12 protein-coding genes are annotated in these 13,346 nt (G+C 70.0%); 1 reads left to right on the top strand and 11 read right to left on the bottom strand.

What is annotated here, in order from left to right; genetic code table 11:
* Window positions 1-61: 61 nt before the first annotated feature.
* Window positions 62-4,483 (bottom strand): MobF family relaxase, encoded by a 4,422-nt coding sequence (gene mobF, locus ACY3FI_RS16720; protein ID WP_462550414.1) that lies wholly within the window; start codon window positions 4,481-4,483, stop codon window positions 62-64.
* A gap of 392 nt (window positions 4,484-4,875) precedes the next feature.
* Between mobF and ACY3FI_RS16715 the strand changes: the two genes are divergently transcribed.
* Window positions 4,876-5,316: a hypothetical protein gene (locus tag ACY3FI_RS16715; protein ID WP_462550413.1), complete on the top strand. Its 441-nt coding sequence runs from the start codon at window positions 4,876-4,878 to the stop codon at window positions 5,314-5,316.
* 99 nt (window positions 5,317-5,415) lie between these two features.
* Here ACY3FI_RS16715 and ACY3FI_RS16710 read toward each other — a convergent pair whose 3' ends face one another.
* The 10 genes from ACY3FI_RS16710 to ACY3FI_RS16665 form a co-directional block, all read right to left on the bottom strand.
* Entirely contained in the window at window positions 5,416-5,715 is a 300-nt protein-coding gene (locus ACY3FI_RS16710) for a hypothetical protein (RefSeq protein WP_462550412.1), read from the bottom strand.
* Window positions 5,716-6,273: 558 nt separating this feature from the next.
* Window positions 6,274-6,522: a hypothetical protein gene (locus tag ACY3FI_RS16705; RefSeq protein WP_462550411.1), complete on the bottom strand. Its 249-nt coding sequence runs from the start codon at window positions 6,520-6,522 to the stop codon at window positions 6,274-6,276.
* A 13-nt stretch (window positions 6,523-6,535) separates the two neighbouring features.
* A complete protein-coding gene (locus ACY3FI_RS16700) occupies window positions 6,536-7,342 on the bottom strand; it encodes a Fic/DOC family protein (RefSeq protein WP_462550410.1) in 807 nt (268 codons plus the stop codon).
* Window positions 7,343-7,367: 25 nt separating this feature from the next.
* Window positions 7,368-7,577, bottom strand: coding sequence for a hypothetical protein (locus ACY3FI_RS16695; RefSeq protein WP_462550409.1), 210 nt, complete (start codon window positions 7,575-7,577; stop codon window positions 7,368-7,370).
* Between the two features lie 531 nt (window positions 7,578-8,108).
* Window positions 8,109-8,381, bottom strand: a complete 273-nt coding sequence (locus tag ACY3FI_RS16690; RefSeq protein ID WP_462550408.1) for a glutaredoxin domain-containing protein — start codon at window positions 8,379-8,381, stop codon at window positions 8,109-8,111.
* Between the two features lie 284 nt (window positions 8,382-8,665).
* Window positions 8,666-8,938: a hypothetical protein gene (locus tag ACY3FI_RS16685; RefSeq protein ID WP_462550407.1), complete on the bottom strand. Its 273-nt coding sequence runs from the start codon at window positions 8,936-8,938 to the stop codon at window positions 8,666-8,668.
* Between the two features lie 324 nt (window positions 8,939-9,262).
* Window positions 9,263-9,748 (bottom strand): hypothetical protein, encoded by a 486-nt coding sequence (locus ACY3FI_RS16680; protein ID WP_462550406.1) that lies wholly within the window; start codon window positions 9,746-9,748, stop codon window positions 9,263-9,265.
* A gap of 50 nt (window positions 9,749-9,798) precedes the next feature.
* Window positions 9,799-10,734: an ArdC-like ssDNA-binding domain-containing protein gene (locus ACY3FI_RS16675; protein WP_462550405.1), complete on the bottom strand. Its 936-nt coding sequence runs from the start codon at window positions 10,732-10,734 to the stop codon at window positions 9,799-9,801.
* Window positions 10,735-10,814: 80 nt separating this feature from the next.
* Window positions 10,815-11,021: a hypothetical protein gene (locus tag ACY3FI_RS16670; RefSeq protein ID WP_071274492.1), complete on the bottom strand. Its 207-nt coding sequence runs from the start codon at window positions 11,019-11,021 to the stop codon at window positions 10,815-10,817.
* Window positions 11,022-11,855: 834 nt separating this feature from the next.
* The coding region (locus ACY3FI_RS16665) for a ParB/RepB/Spo0J family partition protein (RefSeq protein WP_462550404.1) at window positions 11,856-13,346 on the bottom strand (1,491 nt) is incomplete at its 5' end.

The following is a 13,346-nucleotide window of genomic DNA, read 5'->3' as shown; positions in this document are numbered from 1 at the left end:
GAGCGGCGCGGACAGAGCGAGGGCGGGCACCGATCGGTGCCCGCCCTCGCTTTGTCCGGCGTCAGCGTTCCAGGCCCTCGTCGCCGCGGGTCTGCGTGGTGTCGCGGTGCTCAGCGCGCCGCGTCTGCTCACGCGCCTTGATCTCCTCCGGCGTGGCCCGCTTGTCGGGGTCGAAGCCAGCGCCCTCGAGCAGCCGGCGCTCGCGCTCGGCGCGCGTCGAACCGGCCGCGGGGGTGCCCACTGTGCCGGTCTCGGAGGTGGCCGCCGCGTCGGCCTCGGCGGGTGCGGCTCCTGCCATGGTCGGCAGCGCGACTGTGGGGGTCTCCGGGGTCGCCGCGACGTTCGGCGTTCCGTAACGGGCGGCGAGCCGGTCGTTGCGCTCCTGCTCGCTGGCGGCCTTCTGTGCTGCCTGCTCGCGGTCACGGTCGGCCTTGCGCTGGGCCTCACGGGCCGCGTACTCGCGATCGCGCTCGGCCTTCCGCTGGGCGTCCTGCAGCTGCCGGCGACGCTCGTCGTTAGCGCGCTGCATCTGTCGGCTGACTTCCGAGGCGATGGTCTGCCCTGCCCGGCCTGCCTGGCGGCCAACGTGCTCGAGTGTCTCGTCGATGGGGTCGCTCATGATGGTTCCTTCCTGTGCGGTGGTGGGCGACGCCGCGGCCGCCGGAGCGGTCTCGGTGCCAGTCTCGGCCGCGGGCGCGGTCGGGGCGGTGGATGCCGGCGAAGCGGACTCCGCAGCTGTCTCGGTGCTGGTCTCGGCGACGACGTCGGGGACGGTGGCCACCGCCGTCGACGTCGCCTGCTGCACACGCTCCGCGGCCGCGAGGAGCGCCGTGCGCGCCGCGGCGCTCTGCTCGGCAGCATGGGTGGCGTAGTGCTCACGCGTCGAGACGGTGACCTCGGGTGCTGTCGACAGCGCGGCCGCCTTGTGGAGCGCGGTCACGCGCTCCTGCAGCCGGTCCGCGACGGGGTTGCCGCGGAGCTTGTCGGGGATCGCCTCCGGTTCGGACGGGTCGATGCGGTACTTGGTGCGGAGGACGTCGACCTCGGCCGCGGTGCGGTGCCAGTCGAACATGCGCCTCGGCTCCGACGGCAGCCGCCCGAGATCCTTTGACCACGCCGGCTGCTCGAGCGCGAGCGCGGCGCCACGCTCGCGGAGGCGAACGCCGATGTAGTGGTGCCGCTCCTCGAGGTGCTCACGCCACTCGACAGGCAGGATCTCGTCCTGGTGGCGGCGGCCGTCCGCGATCCACGCGGGGACACCGTCTACGGCGGGACGGTCGATGGTGAGGACAGCGGGCTGGTCGATGCCCTCGAGTGCCTTCTCGATGCGCCAGTGCAGCACGGCGGGCACGTCGTCGGCGCTGCCAAGCTCACGCTGCTTGTACGCGGCCTGCAGGGTGGCTACGGGGTCATGGCCGTAGTCCTCCGCGTGCCGGAGCGACGCGGCGAGGGCGCCCCACGACTCCTGCCCCTCGAGCGACGTCGTCAGCTCCTCGCCGAGGGCGAGGGTGACGATCGCGCCGGCGCGGAGCTCGTCGGCGCGGGTGGCGACGTCGGCGTGCTGGTCGATGAGGGCCACCAGGTCCTCGACGCGCTCCTGCTCGGCACGGATCGTCTCGTGCGCGGACAGCAGCCGCTCCGACCGGGTAGCGATCTGCTCGAGGGCGTCGGGGACGGTCGCGGCGTCGTCGAGAGCGAGGTAGAGCCGGTTGCTCTCCTTGCCGCGGGAGAGGGCGGTGTAGGCGTCCTCGCGGCTCATGGTGGCGTCACCGAGGACGTGGGCGTGCTCGGTGGTGAGGCCCTGGGAGCGGCTGATGGTGCGGGCGTAGCCGACTTCGACGTGCTGTGCTACGTAGCCGGCGGGGAGGGTGATCGTCGCGCCGTGCTCGGCGTGCTCGACGTCGAGGGAACCGTCGCCGCGCATTCCGGTGACGGTCCACAGGTCACCGTTCTTCACCCGGTCGCGGCCGCCCTGAATGCGTAGGTCCGACTCGTTGCGGCGAGTGACGACGGTGTCGCCCACGTGCGCAGCGAGCCCGTCGCGGAGGTTGACGGAGCGGGAGGTGTCGACGTCGCCGGTCGAGATCCGGAACGCCTGGGCGCGGGCGTTGAGGTCGGTGACGGCCGCCGCGGTGGGGGCGAGCATGAGGGAACGGACGCCGGCGAGGGTGTCCTGCTGCCACCCCTCGAACACCGCGGCGGTCATCCGTTCGCTGTCTCCGCCGACGACGCGACCGTGGTCCTGGTACCAGGAGAAGGGGTCCCCGGCTCGCATCGGGTCGCGCAGCCGGAGGGAAGCTTCTGCTTCGCCCGAGTCGCGGAAGCGGTGCACGTGCTCGAGCTGTACGGACCCGACCTCGCGGTCGATGAGGCGCAGCGCGCCGCCGGCTTCGACGGCGGAGAGCTGGCGGTCGTCACCGATGAGTCGGACGAACGCGCCGTGCTCCTGGGCGAGCTTCGTCACGTCGCGGAGGCGCTTCGTACCGGCCATGCCGGCTTCGTCGACCACGATCACGTCACCGGGCTCGAGGGCGCACTTCGCGAACACCTCGTCCTGCTGGTGTGCGGCGAGGAACCCGTGGATGGTGGTCGCCTGGATGCCGACGGCCTCGGACAGCACGGCGGCCGCGGGAGCGGACGGGGCGAGGCCGATCATGCGGGTACCGCCGGCGTTCAGGGCTTCGTTCGCGAGCTTGAGTGCGGTGGTCTTCCCGGCGCCGGCGGGGCCGATGCCGGCGACGAGCTCGACGTCGGACGTGGCGAACGTGCGGGCAAGATCGCGCTGTCCGTCGTCGAGCGGACCGTTGTGGGTGGCGGCGACGCGCTCGAACACGTCCCGGGAGACGGGCGCCATCTTCCGGTAGCGGGCGGCCTCGAGCAGCTCGTCCTCTGCTGCGAGGATGCCGCCGGAGGTGTAGACGGTCTTGGCCTTGTGGTCGAACACGGACTCGCCGTCGGAGCGAGTGAGGGGCTTGAACGCGCCGTGCGCGGGCGGCGGGGTGAGCGACACGGACGCCTGCAGGGCGGTCTTCGCGACCTGCTGTACGAGCGGTTCGGCGACGTCCTGGTCCGGGATGATCTGCGCGAGCTGCCGGCGGGCTTCGGCTTCAACCACACCGGCACCCCACACGGCGTAGTGCTCTTCCACGGTGGCGAGGACGAGGGCTGCGCGTTCGTCGACGTCGACGGTCGGCGTGCTGACACTGTCTTCCGCACGGGCCTCTGCGATGCGCTGTGCGGCGGGCAGGACCTGGGCGGCGCGCTCCTGCCCAACACGGGCTACAGCGTCGTCGTGGGTGGCCTGCGGGGAGCGTCCGTGCTCCTTCTGCGGCCGCGTCTCCAACGTCGCCTGCTGCGCGATCTTGATCTGCGCCTTCTGGTCAGGGGCGCGTCCGTGGTCACGCTGGTACTCCGAGGTGAGGCGCTCGACCTGCTCGCGGATCGACGCTGACCGGGAGGAGAACGTCTCCAACAGGTCGGTGTCGACGCCGGCGATCTCCATCACCGGACGCTTCCCGGCAGCCACGGTGCGGGCCTCGGTGGTGACGTCGAGGGCCTTGGTGACCTCGGACATGATGGCGGCGTTGTAGAACTCCGAGATGGGCACGTTCATGCGGTGGAGCAGCTTGGAGTCGATGGTGCGCCACTTGCCATCGGAGCCCTGCACCTTGTTCGCGACCACGAGGTGGTCGTGCAACTGGGGGTCGCCGTTGCGGGACTCGAAGTGCCGGAACGCGGTGACCGCGACGCCGCCCTCGACCTCGATCTGCTCGACACCATTGGTGCCGGCGCGGGTGGCCAACGCTTCCCGCTCGAGGTACGCGATGGTCGATGCGACGGCGCGGTCCTGGGCCTGCTCGATGGCCTTCCGGGTGTCGTCGTCGCTGAGCGCCCAGAGCACGGAGACGCTCTTGGCAGGTGAGCAGACCAGGTCGAACCCGGCGACGGCCTGCTGGTCGGGACGGGTCGCGGCGGTGATGTACCGCCCGAGCTCTTCCTTGTCGGCGGGCTCGCGGCCCTTCGCGTCACGGAACGCCTGCGCCCCCTCACGGGAGCGGATCAAGCGGCGCTCTTCGGTGTTCGGCTCGTGGCCCTGGATGCGCTGGAAGGTGGCGTAGCCGGCCTGGATGCGGCCCTGCAGCGAGTCCGCGTCGGCCTTGTAGACGTAGTAGGACCGGCCGAGCTTCGCAGCCTCCTGCGCCTGCTTACCGGTCTTCCCCTCGGCCAGTGCGTCGGCGATGATGCGGTCGGCATCGGGGTCCAGCCCTTCGCCGAACAGCGCCTTCATCTGCTCCTCGGTGACGGTCCCGGAGACGCCGAGAAGCTCGGCACCGCCGCCCATCCACCGGCCGGGAGGGTTGCCGTCGGCGGTGTAGTAGTCGCCGAGCTCGCGGTCGTGGTCGCGGCGAGCGTCCCCGGTGGCGACCTCGGACGTGTAGTAGGTGTACCCGTCGCCGGCGGACAGGACGTGCATCGTCATCATGCGCGACCACCGCCTGGGTGACGTGTCACCGAGCGGCGCTCATCCCAGCCACAGTGCGGGCTGGTGAGGGTCGGCATGGGGCGACTGTACCTCATTCGTTCGTAATGCCTGAGGTGTGACGCTCAAGGAGTGGCCGACTAGGTCGGACAGCGTCGGAGGAACGGAGACGATGGCTGGGCTAGTCGCGGTAGACAGACGGAGACCGGGAGCCGCAGCCAGCGACGGAGGAACGGAGTCGCGTCTGGCTGTCGGCATCCGGGTCGAGGGCTGTCACCGGCCGCGCCGCAGGTGCGAGCTACACTGGGCGACAACAGGAGCGCCGCTGGGCACCGCCGCTAGGCAGGTGCCGCCCGAATCAGGCGGGTGGTGGCCGTTAGGAATTGGGGAACGACATGGCGAACGTCCGAACGTCGGGGAAGCAGGCCGCCGCGCGCAAGGTTGCACGTGAGCGAGCAGTCGAGCGGGCGGCGGACTTCCGCCGTCGGCAGGAGCAGCTCGAAGAGCTCGCCGTCGAATACTTCGTCGCGGCCGACGCCGTTGACGGGATCAACGAGGACGCGGAAGCGCGCATCCAGAAGATTCGCGACGAGCAGGCGGCCGCGATCGCTGAGGCGGAAGCCGAAGCGCAGGCGATCATCGGACGCATGCTCGACACCAAGGTCACCCGCGACGAGGTCGCGGAACGACTCGGCATCCCCGTGCGCGACGTGAAGCGGTCCAAGGCGAAGGCTGAGACCGACGCACCGAACGGCGGCGGCGAGGCCGTGACGGCGGCCGAAAACGACGACGAGAGCGGCGAGCAGAGCGACGCACACGAGTCGTACGCGGCGTAGGAGAACCACCTCCGCAGCGAACGCGGTACCGTCCCTTACACGTGACGCGGCCCCCGACCACCTGTGTGTGGTCGGGGGCCGCGTCACGTGCTGTGACCGCTAGGCGAGGTTGACGTGCATCGACCAGATGCACACGGCGATGAAGCCGCCCCAGAACGTCAGACCAGACCAGCCGAAGACGATGCCGACGACGGCGCGACCCGGGAGGTCCGTGCCGCGGCAGAGGCCGACGATGCCGAAGACGATCGCGAGTATCGGGATCGGCAGCAGCGCCCCGAGAAGCACGGACTGGATGCCGAGGAACACGCTCCACCGTGACAGCTTCGTGCCCCGGCGAGGACCGGGCAGCGTCGGTGCCGGCGATACGGGCGACCGCTGGGGCGGCGCGTAGTTCGTCATGTTCCTGTCCCCTCGTCGGTTGTGCGCGACGGTACCGCCGGCGGCTGACACACTCGCGTCACCAGAGCGTCGGAGTGTTCGCCGCGATCCCTGTCCGACACGTGCGAACGGCATCAGCGTCCCACCCGTGCTCGCGGAACGCTTCGCGGAGCTCACGGGAGAGACGCACGCGCTCCGAGCGAGGAAAGCTGATCGTGCGGAGCGCGGTCGCGCCGTTGCGGTGTCGGCCGCGCTGCGTCCGCTCGAGCATGTTCCCGCGGTGCGTTCCCGGCGCCAGGTGCGATCGTGCCGGCTCGACGTCGACGTGCACGCAGAGTGGCACGTCGCACGCGTGCAGGAGAAGCGTCGACGGATGCAGAGCGGCGCCGGTGAGGTGCTCGTAGAGCCACCGCTGCGGGCGCATAGCGCGTTGCCCGCCGTCCGGCTGCGGCACCCAGAACCGGCCGTACCCGTCGTCACCGACGGCGCCCGTCCAGATCCAACAATCGGACGGCGCCGGCCCCTGCACTACGTGGGACCAGAACCGGTCCGCGGCCGGCGCGGGACGCGGCCCGCGAGTCATCGGCGGAGCAGTGCCCGGATCGCGGCAGCGTCCGGGCGCCCGTTCAGGTGCGTGATCGCAGGTGCGACGACCTCGTCGGGATCGGCCGCCGATGCCAGCGTGTGCGCCGTCTGCGCAAGCGTGGCAGCGAGGGTCCGCTCCCACTGGGCGTCACCCGCGAGCCGCGCTTCGCGCAGCGTGGTTGCGAGAGCAACCGCGAGGTCGTAGTCGTCCTGCACGACCAGGTCGACGGTGTGTTCGCTCATGGGTGCTCCCTCGTTACCGTTCGATGCCGTCGCTGCCACGGGACTGTTCTGGTGCGCGGGGCTCCTGCCGACGCTGCAGCTCCCGCCGTCGGTTTTCGTCCTCGTGACCGGCCGACGTCAACCGGTGAACGTCGTAGCCGGCGCCGCGGAGCGTGCGTCGGTCCTGTTCCGCGCGACGCGACGCGATCCGCGGGCCGGGGACCTGCGGGCCCGCCTCGGCCTCGCGGTCGTCCGTGCGCAGGTGCGTCTTGATGTACTCGGCGAGGGGACGGTCGTTGCCGGCGACTGCGTGGAGGCGAGCGGTGCGAAGCTCGTCCACGTCGACGCGTTCCCAGTCGATCGGGTGGCCTGCCCGTTCCGCGATCGCGGACACGTAGGTGCTTTGGGATCTGGTGTTGCCGTCACGGTAGGGATGGATCGCCGAAAGCTCCCCCCACCGGTCGGCGAGCCGGTCGGCGAACGTGTCGGCGTCGAGGCCGGTGAGGTAGTCCTCCCGCTCGAGCTTGCCGAACAACGTCGAGAGGTTGGCGTCGATGTACTCCGGGCGGCAGTACGGGATCCCCGTCCCGCTGGCCTGCACGTCGACGTCACGGATGCGGCCGGCGATGCCGGGCACCAGGTCGCCGAACATGCGCTCGTGGATGCTCTGCAGGTAGTCGTAGCCGGGGCGGTCGGGCACGCGCTCGGCGCGGACCTCGGCCATTGTGATCGACGCGACGTCGTTCATCGCCTCGTCGAGCTCACGGTGCGTCCGGTAGTTGGCGGCGTTGATGAGGACCCCGCCGCTACCCGGGTAGGTGTACTTGTCGTCGACGCTCATCCGCTCCCCCGCAGGACGCCGGCGCTCAGCGCTGGCGGAGCGGAAACCCGTGCTTCGCCGCGACCTCCGCGCGTGCATCCTCCGGCGACAGCGTTCCCTCGAGGATGCGACGGGCACGGCCAAGCGCTTCCGCGTTCGGGAAGTGGCCGGCGAGCTGCTGGCCCTTCTCGACCAGCGCCATCTCCTGCTCGACGTCGATCGCCCGCGTGGTGTCGTGCTCGGTCTTGATGCTCATGGGGACTCCCCTGCTCGTAGGTCGATTCTACCAACCGGGTCGATCGCGGAACCGGTGGATCTCGTGGTGACGGCGAGGACCACTCAGGCGCGGGTGCCGGCGTACGGGGGAACATGCGGTCGATCGCCGCTTCGTGGCGGTCGGCGCGCTCATCTTCACCGCGGGCCCGAGAGAGCTCCGCGAACGTCGGACGCTCCGGCTCGGCGGGTGCGGGTCGGCGGCACATCTCGGCGTAGTACCGGTCTGCGTCACGCTCCGACTGCTCGAGGCGGGCCCGCAGTTCGAGGACCTCGGTCATGAGTTCCGGGGCGGCCATCTGGAACCCGACCATGTAGCCGGCCTCCCAGACCTTCCGCTGCTCCGCGGTCAGTTCCCACTCGCGAACGTTCTCGGTCGGGTCGGCGGTGGCAGCGTCGATCGCGCGGAACGCGGCCACGGTGTCGCCGGCGTAGAGCTCGTCGACGGCGTCGCGGGTGGACTGCTGGACGACGTCGGGACGGACAGGGGTCGGACGTTCGAGCGTCATCGTCATCACGCGGCCGTGACCGTCGAGGTGGCGGTCTTGGTGGCGGTCTTGAGCTGGTCGATCTTGTCGGGTCGGAAACCGCTCCAGGAGCCGGTCTCGGTGTCGGTGATGACGATGGGTGCGTTCATGCCGACGGTGGTCTTCCACTCCTCGATCTGCGCCTGGTCGACGTCTTCGAGGTGAACCTCGTTGAACTCGATGCCGGCGGAGACGAGAGCGCGCTCGGTGGCCATGCACATGCCGCAGAAACCGGACTTGCTGTAAACCGTGATGCTCATCGAAATCACCTTCCGAAAGATTGTGATGCGGTGGGGGCCCCTCCCCCGCTGCATGCTTCTATTCTACCGCCGAATTGCTGACTTGACCAGCATTTTCCTGCATTGTTTGACTCTTTTCCAGCCGGTCGGCACACCGCTTGGCAGGCCGTCCGCCTACATTCTCCGGCACCACCGCAGGGCGTTTAGGAAGGCCACTTCGGGGAGTGAATGACAGCGGGAGGATCGGAAATCCCGGGCGCATTAGCCCTGTTCTGTCATTCACGGAACCGAATAGGAATGCCTGGTTACGCCTCTCGCGTCGCCGCTGTCCCGGCCTCCTGCGGAGCGGCCTCCCCAGTCGCGACGGCAACCGCCGAAGTCACACGATCGCTGAGGGCGCGCGCATCGGCGAGGCCGCACCGTCGTGCTTCGATCCACTCGAGGTCGGGGCCTTCGTCCTCGTCCCACTCGTAGGCATCGTCGAGGCTTTGCGACGTTGCCGGTACGACCCGCTGCACGAGTCGGACGATGTGCTCCCAGTCCTCGCGGTTCAAGGTGACCTGCACTGTGTCATTCATGGTGTTTCCTCTCCCTCTCGTTTTTTTGCCGTGAAGGCGACTTGTCGCCGCTAGGACGAGCGCCCGGAATGCAACCGGTCGTGGAATATATGGAGGGGACCCGCTTGCGGGGAGGGGCCGTTTATGCCGCGAAAGCCGGTTGCATTCCGGGTGATCGTCCGTATGCTGCCGAAGGCTTCACGGCAAAAGAACGGGCCGCAGGCCCCGCAGACCGGCGCTCCGTCGCCGGTTCTACCAGCACCGCAGGTGCGCCGGGGGTGTGGGGGCGGGCCGCCTCCACGGGCGACCGAAGGTCGGCCACGCCCCCGGGCTCCCGTGGGCCCATCACTCGGCCGCGGTGTCGAGGTCCCGGAGTCGGTGCAGCTCCGTGGCGATCGCGTCGAATCGGTCGGCTTCCCGCGCGTGCTGGCGGTGCTTCCGGCTGCCCTCAACCCAATGCGCTGCGCTGGCGCGTGCGACGTCGGCGCGGAGTTCGGTCCACGTGATCGTCTGGGCGAGGGTGAACGGCGGCTGCGTGCCGGTGTCGCGGAGCCCGCTCCGCGGTGCGACGGGGGCCGGGCTGGGGTCGTAGAACTCATCGCGCCAGGCGTAGCCGACGGCACCGGCGGGGCCGTCGCCGCCGCGGTCGAACGCGGCGCGGTGCTCGTTGTCGAGGTGGTGGGGGCGTCGGGTGCAGAACCACTCTTCGCCCATCTCGGCGGTTTCTGCGCCGCACGTGGCGCCGGTCGAGTCGAGGTCCGCGGCCGGGGCGGCCGGGTCGGTCGTGCGGGGGTCGAGGTCGTCGGGGCGGCGGTAGGTGACGGCGTCCATCGGTGGTGCTCCTTCCGGGGGCGGGGGCCGCTCGGCGGCCCCCGCGGTGACTACTGGTCGGTGGGCTCCGCGTCGTCGCCGTCTTCGGCGTCGACGTCGGCAGGGGTGAGGATCGCGGCCACCTGGTGCGCCGCCATGAGGACGCGGGCGGCGGTTGAGCGAATCAGGTCGGCGTTCGCGTCCGACCATCCGGCGACGTAGCCGATCGAGTAGGCGGCAGTGTCGAACCCGACCAGTCCAGCGACGACGTAGGCGACGCTCTCGGCCTCGGTTTCCATGAGGCCGCGGTGCTCGGCGTACTCGGTCAGGTCGTCGGTGTGGCCGAGGAGGATGTGCGCGAGCTCGTGAATGAGCGTCTTCGCGGAGTGCTCCGGGGCCAGGTGCGACCCGATTACGACGCGGCGGGCGGCGGGGTCGGTGAAGCCGTTGCGGCCTTCTCCCGGCTCGGTGTGCTCGACGCTCCATCCGTCCGCGACCAGGTGGGCGGTCAGGGTGCCGATGACGCCGTGGTCATCGGTTCCGGTCAGGGGCGCGGTGAGGGTCGACGGGTCGGCGGCATCCGGGTCGATCGGGTCGGTCTGGGCGATGTCGAACACGGGCAGGATCGGGAACCGGGGGTAACGCTTCTCGACGTCGTCGCCGTTCTCGTCCTGCTCGGTCACCTTCTTGGTGCTGTAGCCGAAGATGCGGAGCGACTTCTCTCCCTTGCGGACCTGGCGGCCGAGGGCCTGCCACTTCCGGAACCCCGCCACCCGCTCGGCGTCGGGGCGCTGAGCGAGGATCAACAACACGTTGTTGAGGCTGTACGTGTGGAACGCGCCCGCGAACTGCAGGAAGGCCGTCCACCGGTCCGAGTCGCGCAGCTGCTCGACCTGCGTCGCGATCGACTCGTGCAACGCGGCCGCCTGCTCCTTCCGCTGCTCGGGGGTGACGGACGGGCGGCGGGTGTTGGTGGTGCGCTTCTTGGTGGCGGTGGTGGTGCTCATGGTCTGTACCTCCGGGGTCTCGATCGGTGAGGATGGGAGGCGGGAGGGGGCAATTACGAGTTGTCCCCTCCCGCCTTGGTTCACTCCGCGGGCGGCGTGAAGGTGATCGTGTCGACGAACGTGGCGACCTCGACCCCTTCGAGAACGAACGTGCTCGCGAGGGTCCAACCCAGCGACGCGGCGGTCTTGAGTTCCGCGGCCCGCTCTCGCAGTGCCGCCGTCCTCGCCTCGGCTGCGTCGTCGGCCTTGCTGACAACCCGGGTCAGCGTCTCGATCTGGTAGCGCATGTGCTCTTCCTCTCCCTCTCGTTTTTTTGCCGTGAAGGCGACTTGTCGCCGCTAGGACGGGAGGGTGGAGTGCAACCCGAAGGGCGGTGGGGGAGAGAATTTCGGCGCGAAATAAGGGAGCGAAGCGACCGCGTGCCGAAAATCTCGGAGGAGCCGGCGGCTTGCCGCTTGCGCGGAACCCGGACGTCCGTACGCTGCCGAAGGCTTCACGGCAAAGAAACGGGCCGGAGGCCCAAACTGTGCCGGCGAAGCCGGTTCCACTGGGAGCGAAGCGACTCCCGGCCGGGGCCGGAAGCCCTGGGCTGGAGCGCCACGCTCGACTAATCGTCTGGAGACGTAGTGGATTTCGACACGTTGCTGGTCTGGCGTTGGTTCGGTGGCTATCGGGGCACGTTCACCAACACCCGGATCGCAGGCCCGAGTAGTCCTGTTGTCTCGGCCCCCACGGCGAACCTCGACGCCCTACTCGCGTGGTCACAGGAGCAAGTTGAGTTGGGGATCGTCCGTCCGACGCCCACGTTCACTGTCAAATGCGATGGAGTCCCCATCAACCGATTCCTCTGGGCGAGAACTATGCAGGTGGCGCGGCTTTCCTGGGAGGAGATCTAGGGCACGCGGGACCTGCGCCGCCATCCTGGACCTGCCGCAGGCGGTGACAGCCGAGAGCTCCGTCGAGCGGCTCCGGGGTCTGGGAGGGGGCGGAGCCCCTTGCCGTTGCGGCGGAGCCGCGACGCGGCGGAGCCGCGACGCGGCACACGGACGCTGAGACGGCCCGATGGGACCGGTGCCGGGTGTGCGTGGGGGCCGCTGGCTGCGACCCCCACGCTGGTTCACCTACTCGGCTGCGGTGTCCGCGTCCTCGGCCTGGTCGACCGGCTCGGGCTGGATGCCCGCGGCGATCTTCTCGACGTCGGTCAGGCGGTGGCCCCATGCGGCCAACTGGTTGAGGTACGCCGCACCCTCGGTGGTGGGGCGTCGCCACCACTCGCGGTTCGCCGCGTTCTCGAACGCGGACAGCACCACGGCGAGGGCGACGTGCGGTGCCTTCGCGGGGTGCTGCTCGACCCACGTCGCGACCGTGTCAGCGCCGTAGCCGGTCCCCGACTCGATGCTGAGCAGATCGCGGACACCGCCGCTGTTGTCGGCGCGCATGGTCCACCCGTGGCGGGTGCCCGCGACGGCGGCGAACATGGTCCAGTCCTTCGGCAGCGTCTTGCGCTGCAGGAGCGACTTCACGAACTCGGTCCGGAGCGTGTCGGCCGCGTCCCACGCCTTGTTGTTGACGATCAGTTCCCGGCGCGCAGCCTTCTCGGCCTCCTTCTGCTCGGCGGCTTCTTCCTCTGTCAGTTCCGCCGCCGGGGCGGTGCTGAATGAGTACCGGGGGTACTTCACGTGGTGCGCCTCCGGGGTGGTGCACACCGCGACCGCGGTGTGCTCACCCCATGCCTGCAGGAACAGAGCGTGACCGGCGCAGCCGGTCGCGTGCGCTTCCGGGTCAAGGATGGGCCGGTCCTCGGCGTCGTCCTCGGCGTCGGTCAGGTTCGTCAGGGCCGTGTAGTCGTCCTCGGTCGTGACGACGCGGACGCCCTTGGCTTCCCACTCCCCCGTGATCCGGGCCATGTCGGCCTTGCCCTGCCGGTCCTGCCGGATGCGCTCGGCGGTGAACGGCAGTTCTTCGGCGTAGCCCTCGTCCACGCAGCCCTGCAATTCCGCGATGGCCTCCGGGTCGTCCTGGAACTCCGCGAACAGCAGTGCATCGTCCAGGGTGAGCGCGGAGTCGGTCACGGCCTTCGTCGCGGCCTCCGACTTCGCGACGGCGAGGGTCGCCTTCACGGTGTCCCGCTTCGTGCCGGTCTCCTTGGCGATCGCGGTCGCGGACAGGCCCTCCAACTCCAACTGCCGGTACGCCTGCAAGCGGTCCGCGTCGGTGAGACCGACGCGGCGCTCGTTGGCGACCAACTGCTCCGCGATCCGGGCCGCGGTGCTGTCGCCGCGCTCGGTGATGAACACCGGGACGGTGGTCCCGGCCTCGCGGGCAGCGAGGACGCGCATCTGTCCGTCGCGGACGACCACGGCCCCGTCGGCGTTGCGGTAGCCGATGGTCGGCAGGAGGACCCCGTGGCGCTTCACGGACGCCAGGAACGCGGGGTCGAGGTCGGCCGCGGTGCGGACGTTGTCCTCGATCATCACGTCCGCGGCGGGGACGTGCACCAGGTCGACGCCGGTCGCGGCGGGAGCCGCGTCGACCGGGGTCTCGATGGTGCTGTCCTCGGGCTGCGGCTGGTCCGTCAGGTGAGTAACGGCGATGTGTTCGGTGATGCTCAT

It is taken from the genome of Curtobacterium sp. RM9 (assembly GCF_054956955.1).
The sequence above is the reverse complement of the archived record's forward strand: the minus strand, read 5'-3'. Positions and strand labels throughout refer to the sequence as shown.